Annotated in this window: 22 protein-coding genes; 5 read left to right on the forward strand and 17 right to left on the reverse strand. The window is 72.9% G+C overall.

The annotated features are described in order from the left end of the window. Window positions 1-26 precede the first annotated feature (26 nt). The gene (locus ACIRQH_RS24950; protein ID WP_404227021.1) at window positions 27-344 is read left to right on the forward strand and encodes a hypothetical protein; all 318 of its coding nucleotides are present in this window, start codon (window positions 27-29) and stop codon (window positions 342-344) included. 75 nt (window positions 345-419) lie between these two features. On the opposite strand, the gene ACIRQH_RS24955 is transcribed toward ACIRQH_RS24950, so the two are convergent. Next, on the reverse strand, window positions 420-1,277 hold the full coding sequence (locus ACIRQH_RS24955) for an NAD-dependent epimerase/dehydratase family protein (RefSeq protein WP_388864629.1): 858 nt from the start codon (window positions 1,275-1,277) through the stop codon (window positions 420-422). A gap of 119 nt (window positions 1,278-1,396) precedes the next feature. Between ACIRQH_RS24955 and ACIRQH_RS24960 the strand changes: the two genes are divergently transcribed. Then, on the forward strand, window positions 1,397-2,239 hold the full coding sequence (locus ACIRQH_RS24960) for a helix-turn-helix transcriptional regulator (RefSeq protein ID WP_388864627.1): 843 nt from the start codon (window positions 1,397-1,399) through the stop codon (window positions 2,237-2,239). Window positions 2,240-2,277: 38 nt separating this feature from the next. Here ACIRQH_RS24960 and ACIRQH_RS24965 read toward each other — a convergent pair whose 3' ends face one another. After that, entirely contained in the window at window positions 2,278-2,616 is a 339-nt protein-coding gene (locus tag ACIRQH_RS24965) for a P-II family nitrogen regulator (protein WP_358820764.1), read from the reverse strand. Between the two features lie 206 nt (window positions 2,617-2,822). Between ACIRQH_RS24965 and era the strand changes: the two genes are divergently transcribed. Beyond that, complete coding sequence (gene era, locus ACIRQH_RS24970) at window positions 2,823-3,815, forward strand: GTPase Era (protein ID WP_358820765.1); 993 nt, start codon at window positions 2,823-2,825, stop codon at window positions 3,813-3,815. A gap of 63 nt (window positions 3,816-3,878) precedes the next feature. Here era and ACIRQH_RS24975 read toward each other — a convergent pair whose 3' ends face one another. Then, a complete protein-coding gene (locus tag ACIRQH_RS24975) occupies window positions 3,879-4,232 on the reverse strand; it encodes a cytidine deaminase (RefSeq protein WP_358820766.1) in 354 nt (117 codons plus the stop codon). Window positions 4,233-4,309: 77 nt separating this feature from the next. Beyond that, the gene (locus tag ACIRQH_RS24980) at window positions 4,310-5,131 is read right to left on the reverse strand and encodes a helix-turn-helix transcriptional regulator (RefSeq protein ID WP_388865126.1); all 822 of its coding nucleotides are present in this window, start codon (window positions 5,129-5,131) and stop codon (window positions 4,310-4,312) included. Between the two features lie 165 nt (window positions 5,132-5,296). On the opposite strand from ACIRQH_RS24980, the gene ACIRQH_RS24985 reads away from it, so the two are divergent. Continuing rightward, the gene (locus ACIRQH_RS24985; RefSeq protein ID WP_388929973.1) at window positions 5,297-6,802 is read left to right on the forward strand and encodes an MFS transporter; all 1,506 of its coding nucleotides are present in this window, start codon (window positions 5,297-5,299) and stop codon (window positions 6,800-6,802) included. Between the two features lie 34 nt (window positions 6,803-6,836). Here ACIRQH_RS24985 and ACIRQH_RS24990 read toward each other — a convergent pair whose 3' ends face one another. The 5 genes from ACIRQH_RS24990 to ACIRQH_RS25010 form a co-directional block, all read right to left on the reverse strand. Further along, window positions 6,837-7,196, reverse strand: a complete 360-nt coding sequence (locus tag ACIRQH_RS24990; RefSeq protein ID WP_404227022.1) for an MmcQ/YjbR family DNA-binding protein — start codon at window positions 7,194-7,196, stop codon at window positions 6,837-6,839. Then, window positions 7,193-8,497 (reverse strand): hemolysin family protein, encoded by a 1,305-nt coding sequence (locus ACIRQH_RS24995; protein WP_358820769.1) that lies wholly within the window; start codon window positions 8,495-8,497, stop codon window positions 7,193-7,195. The genes ACIRQH_RS24990 and ACIRQH_RS24995 overlap by 4 nt, the downstream gene beginning before the upstream one ends. Next, window positions 8,494-8,991, reverse strand: coding sequence for an rRNA maturation RNase YbeY (gene ybeY, locus ACIRQH_RS25000; protein WP_355863532.1), 498 nt, complete (start codon window positions 8,989-8,991; stop codon window positions 8,494-8,496). The genes ACIRQH_RS24995 and ybeY overlap by 4 nt, the downstream gene beginning before the upstream one ends. 12 nt (window positions 8,992-9,003) lie before the next feature. Then, the gene (locus ACIRQH_RS25005) at window positions 9,004-10,071 is read right to left on the reverse strand and encodes a PhoH family protein (RefSeq protein ID WP_358820770.1); all 1,068 of its coding nucleotides are present in this window, start codon (window positions 10,069-10,071) and stop codon (window positions 9,004-9,006) included. A 132-nt stretch (window positions 10,072-10,203) separates the two neighbouring features. Further along, complete coding sequence (locus tag ACIRQH_RS25010; protein WP_358820771.1) at window positions 10,204-11,313, reverse strand: PfkB family carbohydrate kinase; 1,110 nt, start codon at window positions 11,311-11,313, stop codon at window positions 10,204-10,206. Window positions 11,314-11,850: 537 nt separating this feature from the next. On the opposite strand from ACIRQH_RS25010, the gene ACIRQH_RS25015 reads away from it, so the two are divergent. Next, window positions 11,851-13,281, forward strand: coding sequence for an MFS transporter (locus tag ACIRQH_RS25015; RefSeq protein ID WP_404227023.1), 1,431 nt, complete (start codon window positions 11,851-11,853; stop codon window positions 13,279-13,281). A 39-nt stretch (window positions 13,282-13,320) separates the two neighbouring features. On the opposite strand, the gene ACIRQH_RS25020 is transcribed toward ACIRQH_RS25015, so the two are convergent. The 8 genes from ACIRQH_RS25020 to ACIRQH_RS25055 form a co-directional block, all read right to left on the reverse strand. Further along, entirely contained in the window at window positions 13,321-14,313 is a 993-nt protein-coding gene (locus ACIRQH_RS25020) for an adenosine deaminase (protein WP_388864618.1), read from the reverse strand. A 175-nt stretch (window positions 14,314-14,488) separates the two neighbouring features. Continuing rightward, entirely contained in the window at window positions 14,489-15,394 is a 906-nt protein-coding gene (locus ACIRQH_RS25025) for a ribonuclease Z (RefSeq protein ID WP_358820774.1), read from the reverse strand. A 6-nt stretch (window positions 15,395-15,400) separates the two neighbouring features. Next, the gene (locus ACIRQH_RS25030; RefSeq protein ID WP_358820775.1) at window positions 15,401-15,754 is read right to left on the reverse strand and encodes a histidine triad nucleotide-binding protein; all 354 of its coding nucleotides are present in this window, start codon (window positions 15,752-15,754) and stop codon (window positions 15,401-15,403) included. Between the two features lie 88 nt (window positions 15,755-15,842). Continuing rightward, on the reverse strand, window positions 15,843-19,055 hold the full coding sequence (locus ACIRQH_RS25035) for a S41 family peptidase (protein WP_404227024.1): 3,213 nt from the start codon (window positions 19,053-19,055) through the stop codon (window positions 15,843-15,845). Between the two features lie 73 nt (window positions 19,056-19,128). Then, the gene (locus ACIRQH_RS25040) at window positions 19,129-19,695 is read right to left on the reverse strand and encodes a hypothetical protein (protein ID WP_388864614.1); all 567 of its coding nucleotides are present in this window, start codon (window positions 19,693-19,695) and stop codon (window positions 19,129-19,131) included. Between the two features lie 99 nt (window positions 19,696-19,794). Continuing rightward, window positions 19,795-20,187 (reverse strand): VOC family protein, encoded by a 393-nt coding sequence (locus tag ACIRQH_RS25045; RefSeq protein ID WP_388864612.1) that lies wholly within the window; start codon window positions 20,185-20,187, stop codon window positions 19,795-19,797. Between the two features lie 33 nt (window positions 20,188-20,220). Further along, entirely contained in the window at window positions 20,221-20,970 is a 750-nt protein-coding gene (locus ACIRQH_RS25050; protein WP_404227025.1) for a 16S rRNA (uracil(1498)-N(3))-methyltransferase, read from the reverse strand. Continuing rightward, complete coding sequence (locus tag ACIRQH_RS25055) at window positions 20,967-22,061, reverse strand: nitronate monooxygenase (protein ID WP_404227026.1); 1,095 nt, start codon at window positions 22,059-22,061, stop codon at window positions 20,967-20,969. The genes ACIRQH_RS25050 and ACIRQH_RS25055 overlap by 4 nt, the downstream gene beginning before the upstream one ends. Between the last annotated feature and the right edge of the window lie 38 nt (window positions 22,062-22,099).

Below are 22,099 nucleotides of genomic sequence, written 5' to 3' on the forward strand. Positions count from 1 at the left end.
CCCCTGGTCCCGGGGAACTGGCCACCGTGGTCGGCGAACGGGCCGGTGAGCTGCCCGCAGCGGCGGAACGCGTCCGTGCCGGCCGCACCGTCCTGGCCGCCGCGGTCGAGGACGGCGCCGTCCTCTGCTCCGGGATGCAGCTGCCGGTCGGGCGCGTCACCGAGGTCGCGGGGGTGGGGACCCTGCCCGCCGCCCGCCGCCGCGGACTCGCCCTCGCCGTGACCGCCGCGCTCGTCGCCGACGCCGGCACGAGGGGTGTCGACACGGTGTCCTCTCGGCGGGCGACGACGACGTGGCCCGGGTCTACGCCCGCCTCGGCTTCGCGCGCGTGGCGACGGCGCTGATCGCCGAACCGACGGACTGAGCGAGGACCGCGCCCGATCCGCCGCCCGCGACCGCCCGGCACCGGACGCGCCCGGTCACAGGGCGCCGGCGTCGCGGGCGCTCCACACGGTGGGGTGGATCGGGCGGAAGCCCAGGTCGTGGCGGATGCGGTCGGTGGAGACGACACCGTTCCAGGGGTCGGGGTCGGTCCGCTCGTACAGGGCGGGCGGCACCTCGACGCCGTTGATCCGGTGCAGGTCGACGGCGGTGACGGGGGCGTCGTCGGCGATGTTGTAGATCCGGCCCGCCGCGCCGGGGGCGTACAGGATGCGCCGCAGGCCCTGCGCGACGTCCGCGTGGTGGACCATCTGCAGCCGTTGCCCGGCGGCCCAGTTCCCGGCCCACCGCATCGACGCGGCGAGGTGCGGGTCGCCCTCCCCGTAGACGAACGCGAGGCGCCCGATCCGGACGTCCATGCCGCCCTCCAGCGCGAGCAGACCGCGCTCCGCCTCCGCCTTGGACGCCGGGTAGGTGCCCCACATCTCGCCGCCGGGCACGCTCTCGTCGTCCTCGGTCAGCGGACGGCCACGGCCCTTCCCGTACACCAGGTTCGTGCTGACCTGCACGAACCGTCGGACGCCCGAGGCCGCGGCGGCGCGGCCCAGCTCCAGGGCGGCGTCCCGGTTGACCGCCCGGGCCTCCTCGTCCGGTACCCCCCGGAAGGCGGCCGCGATGTTCACCACCGCGTCGACGCCCGCCAGGGCCTTGCCGAGGTTTTCGGTGTCGCGCAGGTCGCCGACGGCGATCTCGGCACCGAGGCCGGCGAGGTCCGCCGCGCGGGCCTCGTCGCGGACCAGGACGCGGACCCGGTCCCCCGCGGGCGCCTGCCGCAGGAGGCGGGGGACGAAGCGGCGTCCGACCTCGCCGGTCGTTCCGGTCACCAGTGTCAGCATGTTGTGCTCCTCTCGTCGGCCTCCACCGTCCCCCGCTGCCGGGCCGGACGGGAGAGACCTCCTGATCCAGGGATCGGCAGTGCCTGGATAAGTCCGGCGATCCGGGTCACGCTGGAGGGGTGAACCGAGCCGAACTCGCCGACTTCCTGCGCCGCGGCCGCGCCCGTCTGGACCCCGCCGACGTGGGGCTGACGGCTGGAGCCCGGCGCCGCACACCGGGCCTGCGCCGCGAGGAGGTGGCGGCACTGGCGGGCATGTCGGTGGACTACTACACCCGCCTCGAACAGTCACGCGGTCCGCGCCCCTCCCGCCAGATGCTGGGCGCGCTGGCGCGGGCACTGCGGCTCTCAGCGGACGAGCGCGACCATCTCTTCCACCTGGTGGGCGAGGAGCCGCCACGGGCCGGCAGCGCGTCGACGCACGTCCGCCCCGGGCTGCTGCTGATCCTCGACCGGCTGCACGACGCGCCCGCGATGGTCATGACCGACTACGGCGACGTCCTCGCGCAGAACGCCCTCTCGGCCGCGCTGACCGGGGAGGCGGAGCCGGGGCGCAACGTCGTCCGGCGGTTCTTCGCCGACCCGCGCTCCCAGGTCCTCTTCCCCGCCGAGGACCGTCCCGAGCACGCCCGCTCCCACGTCGCCAACCTGCGCGCGGTCACCGCGGCCCGCCCGCACGATCCGGCGCCGGCCGCGCTGGTGGCCGAACTCCTCGCCGCGAGCCGGGAGTTCGCCGCGCTGTGGGAGTCGCACGAGGTCGCGGTGCGGCGCGCGGCGACGAAGAGGTTCGTCCATCCGACCGTCGGCGTCATGGAGCTCGACTGCGAGTTCCTGCTCAGCTCCGGCGACAACCAGCTCCTCGTCGTCCACACGGCACGCCCCGGCAGCGAGTCCCACGAGCGCCTGCAACTGCTGCGCGTGGTGGGCCTGCAGAACATGACGGCGGCGGCCGGACCGGCGTGACCGGCCCGACCGGCGCGGCGGCCGCCGTCCTTCGGCGCTCAGAGGGCGTCGGGTCCGCGTTCGTCCGTCCGGACCCGCACCACCGTCTCCACCGGGACGATCCACACCTTGCCGTCCCCGATCTTGCCGGTCCGCGCGGCCTTGACCACCGCGTCGACGACCGCGTCGGCCTCCGCGTCCTCGACGACGACCTCGATCCGCACCTTGGGAACGAGGTCGACCCGGTACTCCGCGCCGCGGTACACCTCGGTGTGGCCGCGCTGGCGCCCGTATCCGCTGGCCTCGGTGACGGTCAGGCCGTGCACGCCGATCTCCTGGAGTGCGGTCTTGACCTCGTCGAGCCGGTAGGGCTTGACGATCGCGGTGATGAGCTTCATGCCCGGGCTCGACCTTCTGCGCGGCGGGTGGGACAGGCGGCGGGGAGGGGCGGCGGAACCGGGGTGCCGTCGCCCGGGACCCCGGTGATCGTAGGCGTTCCCGCCCCGCTCCGTAAGATCTCCGCGGGTCTTCACCCAGGTGGCCGGGGACCCGGTTCCGGCGACTCGAACAGCTTGGTACAGCGGGCCCCCGACGATCAGGGACAATGGGCGCCATGAGCGTTCGCAACCAGTCATCCGAGCCGTCCGAGGACGGGGGCACCTCGCACGCCCCCGAGGCCGCGGGACCCCACCGCGCCGGCTTCGCCTGCTTCGTGGGCCGCCCCAACGCGGGCAAGTCCACCCTCACGAACGCTCTGGTCGGCCAGAAGGTGGCGATCACCGCGGACCAGCCGCAGACCACCCGGCACACGGTGCGCGGCATCGTGCACCGGCCCGAGGCGCAGCTGATCCTCGTCGACACCCCTGGCCTGCACAAACCCCGCACCCTGCTGGGCGAGCGGCTCAACGACATCGTCCGCACGACGTGGGCCGAGGTCGACGTGATCGGCTTCTGCCTGCCCGCGAACGAGAAGCTCGGCCCGGGTGACCGTTTCATCGCGAAGGAACTCGCGTCGATCAAGAAGACGCCGAAGATCGCGATCGTCACGAAGACCGACCTCGTCGACAGCAAGACGCTCGCCGAGCAGCTCATCGCGATCGACCAGCTCGGGCGTGAGCTGGGATTCGAATGGGCGGAGATCGTGCCCGTGTCGGCGGTCGCCGACCAGCAGGTGGGTCTGCTGGCCGACCTGATCGTCCCGCTGCTGCCGGAGGGACCCGCGCTCTACCCCGAGGGCGACCTGACGGACGAGCCCGAGCAGGTCATGATCGCGGAGCTGATCCGCGAGGCGGCCCTGGAGGGTGTGCGTGACGAACTGCCGCACTCCATCGCGGTCGTGGTCGAGGAGATGCTGCCGCGCGAGGACCGGCCCGCCGACAGGCCGCTGCTCGACATCCACGCCTTCGTCTACATCGAGCGGCCCAGCCAGAAGGGCATCATCATCGGCCCGAAGGGCAAGCGGCTGAAGGACGTCGGCATCAAGTCCCGCAAGCAGATCGAGGCGCTCCTCGGCACGCCGGTCTTCCTCGACCTGCACGTGAAGGTCGCCAAGGACTGGCAGCGGGACCCCCGCCAGCTCCGCAAGCTCGGCTTCTGAGCGGTCGGCGAAGTCCCCTGCGGGGCCCCCGGGTCCGGCGCGGCGGCCGGCGGGGAACCGGGCTCAGCCCGCGGTGACCGTCAGACGGACGGCGCCGTCGAGCCCGGCCAGCAGCACCGGGGTCCCGGGGCCGCCGAGGTCGGACACGGCCGCACGGTCCGTGTCGGCGAGGGCCTCCGCCGCGGAGACCACGGCCGCCGCCTCCAGCGACTTCGCCCCGGACGCCACGGCCATCGCGACGGCCGTCCGCAGGGCGCTCAGCCGCAGCGAGGGCAGGTCCACGGTCCCGGCGACGTACGTCCGCCCGGTCTCGTCCCGGACGGCCGCCCCCTCGGGCACGCCGTTACGGGCCCGCGCGGAGCGGGCCAGGGTGACGATCTTGCGGTCCTCGGGGTCGAGCGCGTTGCTGTCGGTCATGACCAGAGCATACGAAGTGCGGGAGCCGACCCCCGCCGACGGGTCGGCGGACGCGGCAGGTCACCGCGGGGCGCCGGTCACCCGGCCACCGGGTACATCGACCCCCGCCGTCCCTCCGGCGACGCCAGCCACTCCAGCTTCGCCGCCGTGTTCGCCTCCGGCAGCGGGGTGTGCAGCACGATGGTGAGGTCGGGACGGACCGGCACCTTCATCGCGGTCGACTCGACGGCGAGCAGCCCCACCAGCGGATGGTCGAGCTCCTTGCGGATCTGACCGGCGTCCTCGATGTCCCGCTCCTCCCACAGTCGCGCGAACTCCTCGCCCACATCGGTCAGTTGGGCCAGCACCTCGTGGAAGCCCTCGTCGTCCGGCGCGGCGGCGCAGGAGGCACGGAACTGGGCGACGACGGTCCGCGCGTTCCGCTCCCAGGTGCGTGAACGGCCCCGGTAGAGCGGGTCGGTGAAGAAGTCGACGATGCAGTTCTGGGTGTTCTCCGGACGCATGCCGAGGACCACCGAGGCGGCGTCGTTGTACATCACGCAGTTGTAGTACGGGTCCATGATGTGCGCCGGATACGGCATCCACGTGTCGATCAGCCGGCGCAGCCCGTCGCACATGTCGCGGTCCCCGGGGGCGACTTCGGGCGCCGGCGGGTTGAGTCCGGCCAGCGTGTACAGATGGCGCCGCTCGGTGTTGCTGAGCCGCAGCACCCGGGCGACCGCGTCGAGGACCTGCGGCGACACGGAGATGTCCCGCCCCTGCTCCAGCCACTGGTACCAGGAGGCGCCCACGCCCGCGAGGACGGCGACCTCCTCACGGCGCAGCCCCGGTGTGCGGCGGCGCGCGCCGCCGTCCGGGAGCCCGGCCTCGGCGGGTGACACCCGCGCCCTGCGGCTCATCAGGAACTCGCGCAGTTCCCTGCGCCGATGGGTCCTGAGGACGTCCTCCGTCACGTCTGCCTCCCCCTCCGGTGCACGTACCGGTCCCCTTCGGTGACTGGTGGTGCGACCACCAGCATAAGTTGCGGCTCCCCACGGATGTTCCGGCCGCCGGATGCTCTTGCCATGCCCATCGAGACGACGACACAGACCACCGGCGACACCACCACCGACTCCCCCTCGGCCGGCCGCGTGCCGGACACCGCCGAGGACCGCGGGACCCCGGCCGCCCCCGCCCGGGTGCACCGACCACCCCGGGCCGAACGGCTGTCGCGGCGCGACAAGCTCGTCCTGTTCGTGCTGTGCGCCGCGCAGTTCATGGTCGCGCTGGACTTCTCCGTCCTGAACGTGGCGCTGCCCGTGCTCGGCGGCGACCTCGGCATGAGCCGGTCCGCGCTGCAGTGGGCGGTCACCGCGTTCGCCCTGCCGTCCGGCGGCTTCCTGCTCCTCTTCGGCCGCATGGGCGACCTGTACGGCCGCCGCAGGCTCTTCCTCTCCGGCCTCGCCCTGTTCGGGGCGGCCTCGCTGCTCGCGACCTTCGCCTGGGACCCGGCGTCCTTCCTGGCCGGGCGGGCGCTCCAGGGGCTCGGCGCCGCGGCGATCGTGCCGACCGGCATGTCGCTGCTGACCACGACGTTCGCGGAGGGCCCGGCGCGTGACCGGGCGCTCGGCGTCTCGGGCACGGTCCTGTCGCTCGGCTTCACCGTCGGGATGGTGGCGGGCGGTGTCCTGACCGACGTCCTCGGCTGGCGTTCGACGATGGGCCTGCTGTCGCTGTTCGCGCTGATCGTGCTGCCGCTGGCGCCGGGCCTGCTGCCCGAGTCCCGGACCCCTGAGCGTCCCCGCCTGGACGTGCCGGGCGCGGTCGCCGTCACGGGCGGACTGCTGGCCCTGATCTACGCCCTGTCCACGGCCGCGGAGAACGGCTTCGGCGGCGCCGACGTGATCGTCTCGCTCGTCACCGGTGTGCTGCTGCTGGGCGCCTTCGTCCGGATCGAGTCCCGCGCCGCCGACCCGCTGGTCAGCCTGCCGATGCTGCGCCGCCGCACGGTGGCGTGGGGCAACCTGGGCGGTCTGGTCACCTTCTCGATGATGTCGACGGTCGTGTTCGTGCTGACCCTGTACCTCCAGGAGACGCTCGGCCTGTCGGCGTTCGAGACGGGTTTGGTGTTCGGGGCGCAGGGTGTCCTGTCTGCCGTCGCCGGGATGTACGCGCCGAAGGTCATCGGCCGGGTGGGTGCTCGCCGCACGCTGGTCGGATCGCTCGCCGGGCAGGGCCTGTTCGTGGCGGGGCTGCTGCTGCTCGGCACGCACAGCTGGTCCGTGTGGATCGCCACCGCCGCGGTGTCGCTGGCGAGCATGTGCCACCTGGGCGCGATCATCTCGTACGGGCTGACCGTCACCTCGGGGGTTCCGGACGAGGAACAGGGGCTGGCGACCGGCCTGGTGACGTCCACCCAGCAGGTGGGCATCACGATCGGCATCCCGCTCCTCGGTGTCCTCGCGACGACGTCGGACGACCTGCTGGCCGGCGTCCACACGGTCCTCACGCTGGACGCGGCGATCGTCCTCGCGGCGGCGGTGCTGGTCGCGGTCGGGCTCGAGCGACGCGGCGCGGGCCGGGCCCGCTGACCCCCCGCGGGGCGCGTCCCCGGGCCGCCGGTCGTCAGGACCGGTCGAGCCGCAGCCGCTCGGCACGCGGCAGACCGGCGACGACGAGATCGTACGAATCCTCGATGAGCTCCCGGACCAGACGGTCCGGGAGTTCGCCGTCCACCGTCACCGTGTTCCAGTGACGCTTGTTCATGTGGTAGCCGGGGAGGATCAGTTCGGGGTGCTGCTCGCGCAGGCGCAGGGCGTCCTGCGGGTCGCACTTGAGGTTGACCGTGAGCGGGCGCGCGTCCAGGTTCGTCAGGGCGAAGAGCTTGCCCAGCACCTTGAACACCGAGGTCTCCGGGTTGAAGGGGAAGTCCTCGACCGACGCGTTGAAGGACAGACAGAGCGCGCGCAGCTGCCGCGGGGTCACTCCGGCTTCTCCTCCGGCGCGGGACCGTCCGGGCCGACGGGCTCGACGAGCACCGTGACGATCTTGTTCCGGCGGCCTGCCGAGGACTCCGCCGTGAGCCGCAGTTCGCGTCGGTCGGGGAGTGCGACGACCGAGGAGGCGCCGGCGATGGGCACCCGGCCGAGGGCCTTGGCGAGGAGGCCGCCGACGGTCTCCACGTCCTCGTCGTCGTACGCCTCGAAGCCGTACAGCTCGCCGAGGTCGCCGATGTCGAGGCGGGCGGTCACCCGGTAGCGGTCGTCGCCGAGGTCCTGGACGGGCGGCAGTTCGCGGTCGTACTCGTCGGTGATCTCGCCGACGATCTCCTCGAGGATGTCCTCGATGGTGACGATGCCGGCCGTGCCGCCGTACTCGTCGATGACGACGGCGACGTGGTTGCGCTCCTGCTGCATCTCGCGCAGCAGGTCGCCCGCGTTCTTCGTGTCGGGCACGAAGGTGGCGGGCCGCATGGCCGTGGCCACCAGCTCGGACTCGGCGTCCCGGCTGATGTGCGTCTTGCGGGCGAGGTCCTTCAGGTAGACGATCCCGACGATGTCGTCCTCGTTCTCCCCCGTGACCGGGATGCGCGAGAAGCCGGAGCGCAGGGCCAGGGTGAGGGCCTGCCGGATCGTCTTGTAGCGCTCGATGACGACGAGGTCCGTGCGCGGCACCATGACCTCGCGCACGAGGGTGTCGCCCAGTTCGAAGACGGAGTGCACCATGCGGCGCTCCTCGTCCTCGATGAGGGACTCCTTCTCGGCGAGGTCGACGAGCGCCCGCAGTTCCGCCTCGGAGGCGAACGGGCCGCGGCGGAAGCCCTTGCCGGGGGTGAGCGCGTTGCCGATGAGGATCAGCAGCGGGGGGATCGGGCCCATCACCCGGGCCAGCGGCAGCAGCACGTACGCGGCGGCCGTCGCCGTGTTCAGCGGGTGCTGACGGCCGATGGTGCGCGGCGAGACGCCGACCGCGACGTACGACACGAGGACCATGACGGCGATCGCGACGGCGAGGGCCTGCCAGGTCTTGTCGAACTCCTTGAGGCAGGCGTAGACGACGAGCGCGGCGGCCGCCATCTCGCAGGTGATGCGGACGAGGAGCGCGACGTTCAGGTAGCGCGTCGGATCCGCGGCGATCTGGGCGAGTTTGGCGCTGCCGCGCCGGCCGCTGCGGACGGCCTCCTCGGCGCGGAAGCTGGAGACGCGGGCGAGCCCGGCCTCCGCGCAGGCGGCGAGCCAGGCGACGACGACGAGGGCGATGGCACCGATGACAAGCTGTGGGCTCATGACACGGTCGGGGCCGGAGAGGGACCCGTCATGCCCTTCTCCGCGCGCCAGCCGTCCACGATGGCGGCCTGCAGGCCGAACATCTCGGCCTTCTCGTCGGGTTCCTCGTGGTCGTAGCCGAGGAGGTGCAGCACTCCGTGGACGGTGAGGAGCTGGAGCTCCTCGTCCATGGAGTGCTGCGTCTCGGCGTCCTTGCCCTGCGTCTCGGCGACCTCGGGGCAGAGCACGATGTCGCCGAGCAGGCCCTGCGGCGGTTCGTCGTCGTCCTTCGACGGCGGACGCAGTTCGTCCATAGGGAAGGACATGACGTCCGTCGGGCCCGGCAGGTCCATCCACTGGATGTGGAGCTGCTCCATGGCGTCGGTGTCCACGACGATCACCGAGAGCTCGGAGAGCGGGTGGATGCGCATCCGCGCGAGTGCGTAGCGGGCGATGTCGAGGATCGCCTGCTCGTCGACCTCGGTTCCGGATTCGTTGTTGACGTCGATCGACATGGTCGTGCTGGTCTACTTCCCCTTGTGTCCGGCGTTGCCGCGGCCCTTGTGGGTGCCGTTCTCGGTGCCGTTCTCGCTGTCGTACTTCTCGTACGCGTCGACGATACGGCCGACCAGCTTGTGCCGGACGACATCCTGGGACGTGAGCCGTGAGAAGTGCACGTCGTCGAGGCCCTCCAGGATGTCCTGGACCTGCCGCAGACCCGACTTGGTGCCGCTCGGCAGGTCGACCTGCGTCACGTCACCGGTGATCACGATCTTCGACTCGAAGCCGAGGCGGGTGAGGAACATCTTCATCTGCTCGGGGCTCGTGTTCTGGGCCTCGTCCAGGATGATGAAGGCGTCGTTGAGCGTTCTTCCGCGCATGTACGCCAGCGGTGCCACCTCGATCGTGCCCGAGGCCATCAGCTTCGGGATGGAGTCGGGGTCGAGCATGTCGTGCAGCGCGTCGTACAGCGGGCGCAGGTACGGGTCGATCTTCTCGTAGAGCGTGCCCGGGAGGAAGCCGAGGCGCTCGCCGGCCTCGACCGCGGGGCGGGTCAGGATGATGCGGTTGACCTGCTTGGACTGCAGGGCCTGGACGGCCTTCGCCATGGCGAGGTACGTCTTGCCCGTACCGGCGGGGCCGATGCCGAACACGATGGTGTTCTTGTCGATGGCGTCGACGTAGCGCTTCTGGTTGAGCGTCTTGGGGCGGATGGTGCGGCCTCGCGAGGACAGGATGTTCTGCGTGAGCACTTCGGCCGGTGTCTCCTGGCCGTCGCCCTCCCCGTTCTCGCTCGCCCTCAGCATGGCGATCGAGCGTTCCACTGCGTCCTCCGTCATGGGCTGCCCGGTGCGGAGCACCAGCATCATCTCGTCGAACAGGCGCTGGACGAGAGCGACTTCACCGGCGTCGCCGACCGCACTGACCTCATTGCCCCGGACATGGATGTCGGCCGCCGGGAAAGCCTTCTCGATCACGCGCAGCAGCGAGTCGCCGGACCCCAGAACGGTCACCATGGGGTGCTTGGCCGGGACGGTGAAGTGCGCGCGCGCCTGCCCCTGGGCGGGGCCGTGAGCTGTGGGTGTCTGAGTCATGGGCCGGCTCTGTAGGCCTGCGTATCCTCCTCGGTCGGCACGCTTGCCACACGGGCAGCGTTGCGTCTCCCAGCGTACGTCGCGGCACTGACAGAGCCGTAGGGCTTTTCCTCACGTCACGCGGTCGTGACCTCACACCGAGCGGCCGAACCCGATCGTCGGCACCGCGCGTCGCAGCGGCCAGGGGCGGGTCACCGCGGGCAGCAGCCCCTCCAGGAAGGCGTACCGGCGCAGCGCCGTCGGGTCCTGGTCGTCGACCGACTGGACCCGGCGCCACCAGGCGGCGATCTCCGACCAGCCGGGCGCGGACAGGGATCCGCCGAAGTCCTGGACGGAGAGCGCGGCGGTGAGGCCGGCGAAGGCGAGACGGTCGGCGAGCGGCCAGTCGGCGAGGGTGCCCATGACGAAGCCGGCCACGAAGACGTCTCCGGCGCCGGTGGGGTCGAGCGCCTCGACGGCGATGGCGGGGACCGCGGCACTGTCCCCGGTGCGGCCGTCGACGGCGTACGCGCCCTCGGAGCCGAGGGTGACGACCGCGAGCGGCACGTGTTCGGCCAGCGCGTGGGCCGCGGCGCGGGGGCAGTCGGCGCCGGTGTAGCGCATGGCCTCCTCGGCGTTCGGCAGGAACGCCTCGCAGTGCGCGAGGTCGGCGAGGCCCGCGAGGTCCCAGCGGCCGGTGTCGTCCCAGCCGACGTCCGCGAAGATCCGGGTGCCGCGGCTCGCGGCCTGGGCGATCCACGGGTCGCGGACGCCGGGGGTGAGGGAGGCGACGGCGGCCCGCGCGCGGGGCGGGCAGTCGGGGGCGGCTTCCTCGGGGGGCGGCTCGTGGCCGTGGCTGACCATGGTCCGTTCGCCCTCGTAGGCCATGGACACGGTGACCGGGGAGTGCCAGTCGGGCACGGTCCGGGAGGCGGACAGGTCGATGCCCTCGCCCTGTTCCAGGGCGTCCCAGCAGTACTCGCCGTAGTGGTCGTCCCCGAACGCGGCGGCCAGGGAGGTCCGCAGGCCGAGCCGGGCCAGGGCGGTGGCCATGTTCGCGACCCCGCCGGGGCTCGAACCCATGCCGCGCGCCCAGGACTCGGTGCCGCGCACGGGGGCCGAGTCGAGTCCGGTGAAGATGATGTCCAGGAAGACGGTGCCCGTGAGGTAGACGTCCCAGGGCGGGTCCTGCGGCGTGCGCAGCCCGGCGAGCGGGTCCACATGGGCCTGGCCGAACGGTCCTTCACCGTTGGACGCGATCACGGTGTGCTCCCTGGGGTGGTGCGGATCTGGCCAGTGTGCACCACACCGGCCGTCCGGGCCGTGGGTCACGCCGGGGCGCCGTCGCGGCCGGCCGGGTCGCCGCCCGGGTGACCGGCGTCGCCGACGCGGGTCCGCAGTGCCGCACGCGCCCGCCGCGGGGCCGTCCCCGGCGCCCGGCTCTCCGCGCTCCTGTCCGCGCGGCGCTGTCGCGGTCCGGTGGGTCCTCCCGCTGTGGCGGGCCGGCCGGCGGGGGTCCTGGGGCGGTCTCCGAGGGTGCCGTGCGCCTCGCTCCCCCACCTGCGGGAACACCGCGCCCCCACCTGCGGGGTACGGCTCCAGGCCCTCGTCCGGCCCACGAAATGGGGGTCCTCCTACCCCTGGCTTCCCGCTCCAAACAGGAAGTGCTCCAGATCACACCCTCCCGCCTTTTTTCGGGTGCCACCGCCTTGATACAAATTGCCCGCGCGTTCCTGTCCGTCGACAGCCGCCCGATCCCCCTTTCTTGAGCCGCTCCTTTCGCATGCCCTGGGAACGCCCGTGTCCGCCCGCACCACCACGCCCTGGCCCCTCGTCGCCCTTTTCACGGCCGGGTACCTTGCCGCGTATCTCCTCCCCACCACCGTCGGCCGCCTCGACGCGGGACTCCCGCTGTCGGCGACGCAGGCCGGAGCCATCGGCAGTGTCCTGCTGCTGAGTTCGGCCTCGGCCGGTTTCCTGCTCGCCTCCCGCGTCGACCGTTTCGGCCCCCGCCGGCTGGCCCGCGCCGGACTGCTTCTCGCGGTCGTCGGCTACGGCACCGCCGCGCTGTCGACCGCGCTCCCCCTCGTCGTGGCCGGCGCGGTCCTCGGCGGCTTCGGCTCCGGTACGGCCACCGCGGTCGCCGCGACCGGGATAGCCGGCCGGCGTGACCCGCACCGCGTCACCACGCTGGGTCTGCTCGGCGTCTCCGCCCTTGCGGGCGCGCTGTATCTGACGATCCCGCAACTGGGCCCTTCGCACGGCGTCCCGTTGGCCGCGATCGCCGTCACGGCCCTGCTCGTGCTGCCGCTGACGGGCCGTCTGCCGGCCCGCGCACCGGCGACGCGGACCGTGCGCTCCGCCGGCCCGCTGCCCTACCGCCGCTCCGGCCTGCTGCTCGCCGCGGCGATGCTCTTCTGGTCGCTCGCGCAGAACTCACTGTGGGGCGTGAGCGGCCGGATCGGTCTCACGCAGGCGGGGCTGGGCGAGGTCACCGTCGGCGCCGTGTTCGCGGTGGGGCTGGGTGCCGGACTGCTCGGCGTCGTGTGCGCGGGTGTCCTCGGCCCGCGCCTCGGCCGGGCACTGCCGATCGGCCTGGGCACGGTGCTGATCGCCGGCTGCATCGCGCTGAGCGCGGCAGCGTCCGACCTGACGTCGTTCGCGACGGGCGAGATCGCCTGGAACACGCTGTACCCGGTGGTCCTGTCGTACGTGATCGGTCTCGCCGCCTCGATGGACCAGCGCGGCCGGTGGGCGGTCCTCGTCGGATCCGCGTCCTCGCTCGGCACGGCGTGCGGGCCGCTCGCCGGCAGCCTGCTGTCGGCGTGGGCGGGCTATCCGGCGATGGGTCTGGTCCTGGCGGCCGGCCTGCTGCTCATCACCGTCCCGATGACACTCGTGGCCCGGCGCCCGCGCCGCAGCCAGGTCGTCGAGATCCCGGTTGTCGAGATCCCCGTCGTGGAGATCCCGGTCGTGGAGATCCCCGTACCGGAGACCGCGGCCATGGAGATCGCGGCGGCGCGGGTCACCCGCGCGGACGTCGCGGACATGGCGGACCTTCTCGCGGAGAGCCCCTGCGCCGAGGACCCGTTCACGCGGCTGCCGGACGTCGGGATCCCGGTCGCCGAGATCCCGCTGGACGCCGTACCCGCCCGACGGGAGGCCGGCGGCACGGCCGGAGCGTGGCACGCCGGAGCGGCGACGGCAGCGTCGGGAGCGGAAGGCGTGTGACGCCCGGCCGGGGTATCCCCGGCCGGGCGCCCGCCCCGGTCAGGTGAACTCGTACGCCTCGACCTCGGCGATGTAGCGGGCGCGGCGCTCCTCGTCGTGCTCCAGGAAGGACGCCTCGAACGAGTTGCGCGCCAGCTCCCGCAGCCGCTCGGGGCCGAGCCCCAGGGCCTCGCGGACCGCGCGGAAGTTGTCACCGGCGTACCCGCCGAAGTAGGCGGGGTCGTCGGAGTTGACCGTGCAGAGCAGGCCGGCGTCCAACATGGCGGGCAGCGGGTGCTCGGCCAGGACGTCCACGGCGCGCAGCCGCACGTTCGACAGCGGGCACAGCGTCAGCGGGACCCGGTCCCGGACGAGCCGTTCGACCAGCTCGGGGTCCTCCATGCAGCGCAGCCCGTGGTCGATGCGCTCGACGCCGAGGACGTCCAGGGCCTCGGTGATGTAGGCGGGCGGACCCTCCTCGCCCGCGTGCGCGACCCGCCGCAGACCGAGGGCGGCGGCGGCCTCGTACACCTCGCGGAACTTGGCCGGCGGGTGTCCGACCTCGGCGGAGTCGAGACCGATGCCGACGATCCGGTCGAGGTGGGGCCGGGCGGCGTCCAGGGTCTCCAGGGCGGACTCGGCGGACTCGTCGCGCAGGAAGCACATGATCAGCTGGGTGGAGACGCCGTGGGTCTCCTCGCTGCGCCCGAGCGCCCGCCACAGCCCCTCGACGACCGTCCCCATCGGCACGCCCCGGGCGATGTGCGCCTGCGGGTCGAAGAAGATCTCGGCGTGCCGCACGCCCTGCGCGGCGGCCCGGGCGAGATAGGCGTCGGCCAGGTCGGCGAAGTCCTGCTCGGTCCGCAGCACGGCCATGAGTTCGTAGTACAGGTTCAGGAACGACTGGAGGTCGTCGAAGAGATACGCCTTGCGCAGGTCCTCGGTGTCCGCGTACGGCAGGGTGACGCCGTTGCGGGCGGCGAGCGCGAAGGCCAGCTCGGGTTCGAGGGTGCCTTCGATGTGGAGGTGCAGTTCAGCCTTGGGGAGGGACATCGAAGCATCGTACGGTCGGTTACCGGACAGTCCGAAACCGGCACCTTCCCGGCACCGGTGTCCTGCCCGGACAGCGGGGACGGCGGCCCCGGAACGGCGGCGCGGGCACCGGCCCCGGGCACCTGGCACGAGGCGCCGCCGCCGCGGGCCGGCCGGCGACCGTCGGCGCCGGACGTCACCGGCGTTTGGGGACCGGGACTCTCACCAGGTCGTGGGCCACCGTCAGTTCGCCGTCGAAGCCCGCCGCGCGGGCCTCGTGCTCGAAGGCGGCGGGGTCGGAGTAGCGCTGGCTGAAGTGGGTGAGCACGAGGTGCCGGACGCCCGCCTCCTTGGCCACCCGGCCCGCCTGGCCGGCGGTCAGGTGCCCGTGGTCCGTGGCGAGCCGGTGGTCGCCGTCGAGGAACGTCGACTCGATGACGAGCAGGTCGCAGCCCTCGGCCAGCGCGTCCACGCCCTCGCACAGCCGGGTGTCCATGACGAACGCGAACCGCTGGCCGCGCCGCACCTCGCTGACGTCGTCGAGACTGACGCCGCGCAGCGTGCCCTCGCGGTGCAGCACTCCGACGTCGGGCCCCTTGATGCCGTGTTCGGCGAGCCGCTCGGGCAGCATGCGCCGGCCGTCCGGTTCGACGAGCCGGTAGCCGAAAGACTCGACGGGGTGGGAGAGCCTGCGGGCCTCCAGGGTGTACGCGGGGGTCGTGGCGAGGACTCCGTCGTCCGCGACCGGCGCCTCGGTGATCCCGACGGTCTCGCGGTAGGCGGTGGAACGGCGCAGCCGCTCGAAGAAGTGCTGTCCGGAGAGCGGGTAGTGGGCGGTCACCTCGTGCGGGACGCGGTCCAGGTTGATGCGCTGGATCACGCCGGGCAGGCCGAGCGCGTGGTCGCCGTGGAAGTGGGTGACGCAGATGCGGTTCAGGTCGTGCGCGGCGACGCCGGCCCGCAGCATCTGGCGCTGCGTGCCCTCGCCGGGATCGAAGAGGAGGCCCTCGCCGTCCCAGCGGAGCAGGTAGCCGTTGTGGTTGCGGTGCCGGGTCGGGACCTGGCTCGCCGTCCCGAGGACGACCAGTTCACGTGCGGACAAGGCCGGCTATCCGGGCGGCCACTGCAGTCCACGGCCGCCCAGGAGGTGGGCGTGCGCGTGGAAGACGGTCTGTCCGGCGCCGCCGCCCGTGTTGAACACGATGCGGTAGCTGTCCAGCTTCTCCTCGGCCGCGACCTCACCGGCGTCGCGCAGGACGTCCGCCGCGACGGTGGGTTCGGCGGCCGCGAGGGACGCCGCGTCCCGGTAGTGCACCTTGGGGATGACCAGGATGTGTGTCGGCGCCTGCGGGTTGATGTCGCGGAACGCCACGGTCGTGTCGGTCTCGCGCACCAGCGTCGCCGGGATCTGCCCCGCCACGATCTTGCAGAACAGGCAGTCGTCCTGCGGCTCACCCATCATGCGTGTGCCTCCTCACGCCATCTGATCATTGCCCTGCGCATGCTAGCCGCCCCGGAGGGCGGGCGGCTCGCGGCCGCCCGCACGGGGGTCACAGCGGCGGCAGTGACGGCGCTGTCTTGGCCGGGTTCTCCTCCAGCGCGGCGAGCGCGATCCGGACCGCCGCGTCGAGCTGGGTGTCACGGCCGGCCGCGTGGTCCTGCGGAGCCTGGACGACCTCGACGTCGGGGTCGACGCCGTGGTTCTCCACGTTCCACTCGTAACCCTCCAGCCAGAACGCGTACTTGGGCTGGGTGACGAGGGTGCCGTCGACGAGGCGGTAGCGGCTGTCGATGCCGATGACGCCGCCCCAGGTGCGGGTGCCGACCACCGGGCCGATGCCGAGTGCCTTGATGGCCGCGTTGACGATGTCGCCGTCGGAGCCGGAGAACTCGTTGGCGACGGAGACGACGGGGCCGCGCGGCGCGTCCTCCGGGTAGCTGTAGGGGCGCAGACCGCGGGGCAGGTCCCAGCCGACGATCCGCCGGGCGAGCTTCTCGACGACGAGCTGGGAGGTGTGGCCGCCGCGGTTCTCCCGGACGTCCACGACCAGACCCTCGCGGGCCACCTCGATCCGCAGGTCGCGGTGGAGCTGCGCCCACCCGGAGCCGACCATGTCGGGCACGTGCAGATAGCCGAGGCGTCCGCCGGACCGCTCGTGGACGTAGGCGCGCCGGTCGGCGACCCAGGCGTGGTAGCGCAGGGGTTCCTCGTCGGCGAGCGGTACGACGACGGCGTGCCGCGGGTCGCCGCCGCCTGCCGGGGAGACGGTCAGCTCGACCGGTTTGCCCGCCGTGCCGACGAGCAGAGGGCCGGGGCCCGTGACCGGGTCGACCGGCCGGCCGCCGATCGCGACGATCGCGTCCCCGGCGCGCACCGCGACGCCGGGCGCGGCGAGCGGGGCCCGCGCGTCCGGGTCGGAGGTCTCGGAGGGAAGGATCCGGTCGATGCGCCAACTACCGTCCTCGTGGCGGGAGATGTCCGCCCCGAGGAGGCCCTGGGCCCGGTCGCCGCCGCCGTGTCCGCCGCGCGGGGTGACGTACGCGTGGGAGGTGCCGAGTTCGCCCTGGACCTCCCAGAGCAGGTCGACGAGGTCGTCGTGGGTGGCGACCCGGTCGAGGACCGGCCGGTACCGGTCGAGGACGGCGTCCCAGTCGACGCCGCCGAGGTCGGGCCGCCAGAAGTTGTCCCGCATGAGGCGGCCGGTCTCGTCGTACATCTGGCGCCACTCGGCGGCCGGGTCGACGCTCTGGCGCACCCGCGAGAGGTCGACGGTGATGTTGGTGTCGCTCTCGTCGTCGTTCGACGCGCGCCGGTCGCTGGGCACGACCTTGAGCTTTCCGTCGGTCCACAGCAGGACCCGCTTGCCGTCGCCGGTGACGGTGAAGTGGTCGGCGTCGGCGGCGAGGTGTTCGATGCGCTGCTGGACGAGGTCGTACCGCTCCAGTTCCGTCCTCGGGTCCGGGTCGTCCGGGGTGGCGCGGGAGGCGCCGAGCACGCCCCGGACGGGGTGGCGCAGCCACAGCACCCCGTCCTTGGCGGCGCGCAGGGTGGAGTAGCGGGCGGCCTCGACGGGGAACGGCACGATCCGGTCGGCGAGTCCGTCGAGGTCGATCCGGGTGCTGGGGGTGCCCTCGCTGTCGGGGGTCTCGTCCTTGTCCGGGGCCTCGAAGGGGCGGCCGTGGCGCTGCGGTCCGAACGGGGACGGCGTGGTCGCGGCGAGGGTGATCAGATACGGCCGGGAGCCGCCGACGAAGGCCAGGTCGAAGACGTGCTCGTCGTAGACGGGGTCGAAGGCGCGGGCCGACAGGAAGGCGAGGTGCTTGCCGTCGAGGGTGAACGCCGGTGCGTAGTCGCGGAAGCGCAGCGGCGTCGCCTCGGTCACCGACAGGTCGGTGGTGTTGGCGATCCTGAGCTGGCGCAGGGGGCGCGGGCCGGGGTGCGACCAGGCGAGCCAGGCCGAGTCGGGTGAGAAGACGAGGCCAGAGACCTCGCCGTCCTCGCTGCGGTCCACCTCGCGGACCTCACCGGTCTCGCGCTCGACGAGCAGGACGCGCCCGTCGTGCGAGGCGACGGCGGCGCGGCTGCCGTCGGGTGCCACGGCGAGGCCGAGGACGCGTCCGAGGGCTCCGGCGGCGAGCCGGCGCGGTGTGGCTCCGGGGGCGACGCCGGTGGCGGGCGCGAACTCCAGGGCGTCGTCGCCCTCGGCGTCCGTCACCCACACCACGTGTTCCTCGCCCTCGGCGCGGAAGGCGCGGGGCAGCCGGGCGCGGACGCCGGGTTCGGCGGCGAGCGCGCGGGCCGGTCCCGAGCGGTGCGTGATCCAGTGGACGGCGCCGCGCACGGAGACGGCGCTGCCGCGTCCGGTGTGGTCGGGGGCGGCGGCGGAGAACCAGCGGGCGGCGCTCACGGGGTGGGGCTGCTGGTCGGCGCGCTGCCCGCCGAGGAGGATGTCGAGGCGGCGCGGTTCGGCTCCGTCGAGGTCGTCGAGGATCCGGAGTTCACCGGCGGAGGAGTACACCACGCGGGTGCCGTCGGTGGAGGCGTGCCGGGCGTAGAACGTGTCGATCGGGGTGTGGCGGCGCAGGTCGGCGCCGTCGGCGAGCGAGGAGTACAGGGCGCCGACACCCTCGTGGTCCGAGAGGAAGGCGATCCGGTCGCCGACCCAGAGGGGGTACTCGATGTTCCCGTCGAGGTCCTCGTGCAGACGGACGAACTCGCCCTCGCCGTCCCGGTCGATCCACAGCTTGCCCGCGGTGCCGCCACGGTAGCGCTTCCACCAGGCCGCCTCGCGTCCCATCGGGGCGGACAGCAGGACGACTCCGGGCTCTCCGTGGGCGACGTCGCCGACGGGGCCGTAGGGCAGCAGGGTGGCGGGGCCGCCGTCGAGCGGGACGGCGCGGGCCCAGCTGCGCCGCAGGCTCGCCTGGCCCTGGGTGCTGAGGGCGAGGACGTGTCCGTCGGGGGTCCAGCCGCGGACCTGGGTTCTCGAACTGCCCCAGTACGTCAGGCGTCTGGTGGGTCCGCCGGCCAGCGGGGCGGCGTAGACCTCGGGGGCACCGTCGCGGGTGGACGTCCAGGCGACGGTCGTGCCGTCCGGGGAGACGCGGGGGTGGTTCACCGGCGCGTTGTCGGCGCTGACGCGCCAGGCGCGGCCGCCGCCGTCGAGGGGCGCGGCCCAGATGTCGTCCTCGGCCGTGAAGACGGCCAACTCGCCGTGCAGATGCGGAAACCGGAGATACGCGGAGGGTGCGGACTCTGTCACCCGGTCACCCTATGCAGCCGGGACGCGGCCCGACAGGGGTTCGGATCACTTGATCCGTGGACGGCCGGGCAGGTCACTTGCCCTGTGCGGGCCAGCAGGTGGGGTCACCCTTGCACCACATGGTCTTGGTCACGGTGACGGTGACGGTGGGGTCGGGCCCGTTGGGTGGACGGTAAGTTGCGGGCGGGGTGGGGTTGTTGGTGGCGTCGCAGTTGCCGAGGCCGCTCACGTGGAACCGCTGCCTGCCGCCGACGGTGGCGGTCAGGTCGCCGCGCACGCAGGCGCCGTCGACGGCGCGGGTGACCTTGCCCTTGACGACGATGTCCCGTCCGTCGTCGGTCTGGCCCTGGCAGTCGACGGTCGCGACGGTGTTCTCGGTCGGCGCGGGCGACTTGCCGGGGGTGTAGACCTTGTTGGCGTTGCCGTAGTTGGCGGTGCAGGTGAGCCACCGCACGTCCACGTTCTGCCGTTCGAGCTGCTTGGTCGCCGTCTGGTCGGTGGTGTACGCCACGGTCGCGGCGCTGAGTCCGTCCCCGGGTTCGCACGCGGTCGCACCGAACACGCCCACCGCGCCCAGCCCGAGGGCCATCAGCGCGCGCCTGCGCCCGGTCCGGCTCCTGATCCGTCTCAAAGCCCCCATGGACGGCAGCGTGCCACCGCGGGGCGCGGTGCGGTAGACCGCATGCGGCCATGAGGGGCACAACCACCCGAAGGAGTTCCCGGCCCGGCCGGGGCCGGTTCAGCCGAGGAGGAGCAGCCACTCCTGGAGTTCCACGAGGTTGCCCTCGGGGTCCTTGAGGTGGGCGACGCGCATCCGGTCGGTCATGGGCGCGGGGCCGTGCAGCACGGTCGCGCCGCGCGAGACGAGCTGCTCGCAGTAGCTGTCGAGGTCGTCCACCCGCAGCACCACCAGCGAGCGGTGCCCGGTCACGTCCTCGCCGATCTCGCCCAGCACCTCGGCCATCATCGCCCGGTCCTGGAGGGCGATGCCGGCCGATCCGATGACGGGGCTGAACTTCTCGTACGGTCCCTCGGTCGCGCCCGACTGGGGCTTGAGGCCGAGGACCTCGGAGTAGAAGCGGTAGCAGGCGGCGAAGTCGGAGACGAGCAGCCGTACCTGGGCGAGTTCCATGCGGATCCCCCGTGGTTGGGCGGGCGGTTGGGGTCAGGACCAGCGGCCGGTGCGGGCCAGCAGCAGTGCCGCGGCCACGGTGCCTGCCGTCGACGTACGCAGCACCGTACGCCCGAGGTGGAACGTCCTCGCGCCCGCCTCGGTGAAGAGCGCCACCTCCTCGGGGGAGATCCCGCCCTCGGGACCGACGACCAGGACGATCTCTCCGGAGCCGGGCAGTGCGGCGCTCGCGAACGACTCGGTGCCCAGCTCGGTGTCCTCGTGCAGGACGGCGGCGAGGTCGGCTTTGGCGAGAAGTGCGGCAACCTGTCTGGTCGACATGGCGTCCGCGACCTCCGGGAAGCGCACCCGGCGGGACTGCTTTCCGGACTCCCGTGCGGTGGCACGCCACTTGGCGAGCGCCTTGAGGCCCCGGTCGCCCTTCCACTGCGTGATGCAGCGGGAGGCGGCCCAGGGGACGATGCCGTCGACGCCGGTCTCCGTCATGGTCTCGACGGCCAGTTCGCCGCGGTCGCCCTTGGGCAGCGCCTGGACGACGGTGATCCGCGGCTCCTGAGCCGGTTCCTCGCTCACCGAGTCCATCTGTACGACGAGCCGGTCCTTGCCCTCCGTGTCGAGGACGACGCAGTCCGCCCAGCGTCCGGCCCCGTCGGTGAGGACGACGTCCTCGCCGGCGCGCAGCCGCTTCACGGAGACGGCGTGCCGTCCTTCGGCTCCGTCGAGGACGTAGCGTCCGCCGCCGCGCGCGTCGAAGTGCTCGACCAGGAACACCGGTGCCGTCATCGGGCCGTGCCCCCCTCCGGGGCGTCGCCGGGCGACGACAACGCTGTCCTGGCGGCGGCGAGTTCGGCGGCCAGCACCTCCACCAGCTGTCCGGCGGGCAGGTCGCGCGCCATGCGGTGGCCCTGGCCCGCCCACAGCGCCATGCCCTGCGCGTCGGCCGCCTTCGCGGCCGCCTTGCGCAGCGGCGAGGTGAGGTGGTGGATGTCGGGGTACGCGGCGGGGGCGTAGGGGCCGTGCTCGCGCAGGAAGCGGTTGACCAGGCCGCGGGCCGGGCGTCCGGAGAAGGCGCGGGTCAGCTCGGTGCGCACGAAGAGCGGGTTGGTCAGCGCATCCTTGTGGACGCGGTTCGCGCCGGACTCGGGGGTGGCGAGGAAGGCGGTGCCGAGCTGGGCCGCGTCCGCGCCGGCGGCGAGGACGGCGGCGATCTGGCTGCCGCGCATGATGCCTCCGGCGGCGACGACCGGGATGTCCACGGCCTCGCGGACCTGGGCGACCAGCGAGAGCAGTCCGATGCCCGCGCCGTCCGTCTCCGGGTTGTCGCGGTGGGTGCCCTGGTGTCCGCCGGCCTCGATGCCCTGGACGATGACGGCGGCGGCGCCGGCACGCTGCACGGCGAGGGCCTCCTCGGCCGTGGTCGCGGTGACCAGGGTGAGGGTGCCGGCGCGGTTCAGGGACTCCAGCACGTCCTGGGCCGGGACGCCGAAGTGGAAGGAGACGACCGGCACCGGGTTGTCGAGGAGGACGGCGAGCTTGGCGTCGTAGCCGTCGTCACGTCCGCTGTCCGGGTCGCCGAGTTCGGTCTCGTACCAGGCCGCCTCACCGGCGAGCTGGTTGGCGTAGACCTCGACCGCCGAGGAGTCCGCGTACTCCGGCTGCGGCATGAACAGGTTGACGCCGAAGGGACGGCCCGTCAGCCCGCGCAGTTGTTTGATCTCCTGGTACATGCCGTCGGCCGTCTTGTACCCGGCGGCGAGGCATCCGAGCCCGCCGGCCTCGGACACGGCGGCCGCGAGCTGGGGGACGGAGACGCCGCCCGCCATGGGGGCCTGCACGATCGGGTGAGGGAAGAGATCGGTCAGCGCGGAGGACATGACGGCATGTTGTCACGTCCTCCGTACAAGTCCGAATC

The sequence above is a fragment of the Streptomyces sp. NPDC102279 genome (assembly GCF_044766365.1).
GTDB lineage: Bacteria > Actinomycetota > Actinomycetes > Streptomycetales > Streptomycetaceae > Streptomyces.

What these genes read in the sequence shown, in the direction of transcription:
- ACIRQH_RS24985 (WP_388929973.1), top strand. Translation starts at nt 5,297, where the DNA reads ATGCCCATCGAGACGACGACACAGACCACCGGCGACACCACCACCGAC.
- ACIRQH_RS25005 (WP_358820770.1), bottom strand. Translation starts at nt 10,071, where the DNA reads ATGACTCAGACACCCACAGCTCACGGCCCCGCCCAGGGGCAGGCGCGC.
- ACIRQH_RS25045 (WP_388864612.1), bottom strand. Translation starts at nt 20,187, where the DNA reads ATGGAACTCGCCCAGGTACGGCTGCTCGTCTCCGACTTCGCCGCCTGC.
- ACIRQH_RS25020 (WP_388864618.1), bottom strand. Translation starts at nt 14,313, where the DNA reads ATGTCCCTCCCCAAGGCTGAACTGCACCTCCACATCGAAGGCACCCTC.
- ACIRQH_RS25055 (WP_404227026.1), bottom strand. Translation starts at nt 22,061, where the DNA reads ATGTCCTCCGCGCTGACCGATCTCTTCCCTCACCCGATCGTGCAGGCC.
- ACIRQH_RS24975 (WP_358820766.1), bottom strand. Translation starts at nt 4,232, where the DNA reads ATGACCGACAGCAACGCGCTCGACCCCGAGGACCGCAAGATCGTCACC.
- ACIRQH_RS24965 (WP_358820764.1), bottom strand. Translation starts at nt 2,616, where the DNA reads ATGAAGCTCATCACCGCGATCGTCAAGCCCTACCGGCTCGACGAGGTC.
- ACIRQH_RS24955 (WP_388864629.1), bottom strand. Translation starts at nt 1,277, where the DNA reads ATGCTGACACTGGTGACCGGAACGACCGGCGAGGTCGGACGCCGCTTC.
- ACIRQH_RS25040 (WP_388864614.1), bottom strand. Translation starts at nt 19,695, where the DNA reads ATGGGGGCTTTGAGACGGATCAGGAGCCGGACCGGGCGCAGGCGCGCG.
- ACIRQH_RS24980 (WP_388865126.1), bottom strand. Translation starts at nt 5,131, where the DNA reads ATGAGCCGCAGGGCGCGGGTGTCACCCGCCGAGGCCGGGCTCCCGGAC.
- ybeY (WP_355863532.1), bottom strand. Translation starts at nt 8,991, where the DNA reads ATGTCGATCGACGTCAACAACGAATCCGGAACCGAGGTCGACGAGCAG.
- ACIRQH_RS25050 (WP_404227025.1), bottom strand. Translation starts at nt 20,970, where the DNA reads ATGACGGCACCGGTGTTCCTGGTCGAGCACTTCGACGCGCGCGGCGGC.
- ACIRQH_RS25030 (WP_358820775.1), bottom strand. Translation starts at nt 15,754, where the DNA reads ATGATGGGTGAGCCGCAGGACGACTGCCTGTTCTGCAAGATCGTGGCG.
- era (WP_358820765.1), top strand. Translation starts at nt 2,823, where the DNA reads ATGGGCGCCATGAGCGTTCGCAACCAGTCATCCGAGCCGTCCGAGGAC.
- ACIRQH_RS24995 (WP_358820769.1), bottom strand. Translation starts at nt 8,497, where the DNA reads ATGAGCCCACAGCTTGTCATCGGTGCCATCGCCCTCGTCGTCGTCGCC.